The sequence below is a fragment of the Collinsella sp. LCP21S3_C7 genome (assembly GCF_052118485.1).
Classification (GTDB): Bacteria; Actinomycetota; Coriobacteriia; order Coriobacteriales; family Coriobacteriaceae; genus Collinsella.
Window position 1 is genome coordinate 1 of record NZ_JBQKHC010000044.1, and the last position, 1536, is coordinate 1536.

The 1536-nt window shown below is 45.1% G+C and carries 1 protein-coding gene; it reads right to left on the reverse strand.

Annotation, left to right across the window (positions count from 1 at the left end; translation table 11 throughout):
* Positions 1-551: 551 nt before the first annotated feature.
* Entirely contained in the window at positions 552-1049 is a 498-nt protein-coding gene (locus ACTQ1E_RS08780; RefSeq protein WP_441565879.1) for a hypothetical protein, read from the reverse strand.
* Positions 1050-1536: the final 487 nt, after the last annotated feature.

Genomic DNA, 1536 nt, shown 5'->3' on the forward strand with positions numbered 1-1536 from the left:
AGGAGAAAAACGGAATAGACGGACCGACCGTCCGGCTGAGTCTGGGAAGAGGTGCCGGGCGGCGGGCGGAGCATGGCCACCGGACCCATCGAAACACATCTCCACCATTCCCTCAACTGGGAAAACGGCGCCCCCGGGGCCCGAGAGGGGCCGCGGGGGCGTTCGGTTGACTGCGGGAGCGAGCCATCAGCTCAATGTGTTCGGTTGAGATCGGAAATCAACCATCGATGTTAGACAAACGACTTTTTAGTCAAAGGAAGGTGTGAATTAATCGTCCTTCTTCCGATATCGATAATCGGGCAGCAAGCCATCACCAACGATGGGATCGCCACCACCAACAGTACCCCAAGTTAATTTCCCAGATTGGTAAAGGTAAACAGACTCTTCCAGAGCCAGCTCTGAACAATTGAATAGTCAGTAATCAGATATACAGCAAAAGCGGAGCCCGCAATCCAATTGAGACGAGAGGAATTAAGTTTAAATACCAGGCACAATTTAAACATTGATAAAGAGATTGCAAATGAGAGGCCCATTGAAAGGATATTTGCTGATTAGTAAACATACCCGTTAAATAGGTTTACAGAGAAGTCGTGAATAATTCCTTGCGAGTGATACGGAAGGTATATAAAAGAGATTCCTAATGTAAAACATGCGGCCCCGACAAGCGCCAGCTTGTTCCAATTCGTGGTTTTTAGATTAATATGCCATCGAAAATAACAGATATCGATCGCGAGAACGATGAGATCAATAAGCATTCCTTCGGCTGGAAAGGAAACAAAGGGCAGATATCGAAATAGTTCAAATGCGAAAGATAATGATACTGTAAGGTATTTATGTTCTTTCCGACCGCAAGCTTGAAGCCCCTTCAATAGATAAGACAACAGCAGAATGAGGCCGGCATAAGAAGTGGTAAACCACCAACCGTATCCCGTGGCAATCGGAAAGACTGTATTGACGATAAAGGAGGCTGAGGGATACACGTTGCCGGTAATCACAGAAATAATTCCCAAAATGATACTGTAAAATACCACTTCATTATTAAGAATCACAAGCTTCTTAGCTGTATCTTTGATGCTAAAAATGCGCTGTCGGCTATAAACCAAACGGTGATATACACAAAGCAGCCAACTGCAACTTTTCCAATGGGGAGAAACACGCCCTTAAGTATTAAACGGGTTACAGGACTAGCAAAAACCGATATATCATCTGCATTATGTATTACAAAATGATGCGCAACTACACACCACATCGAGATTAACCTAAATAGCTCGATAATGGTATTACGCTCTTATGTCATGGAGCCCTCCGGCTAATTTATTCTTTATTCCACATTATTACTTATTATTCGACCACGGCATAACTGCTGAAGCAACATTACAGCCGGAGCAGGGATAACACCGCTGTTGGCCAGCAGATGGCAATCCGGATCGCGTCGAAAATGTTGGTGTAAGGGTGACACCCTAGCGCTCGTTTAACGAAGAACGGCCTTCGTCCTAGAATCTGAAATCACCACAACAACAGGTTCTAGGAAAGGAC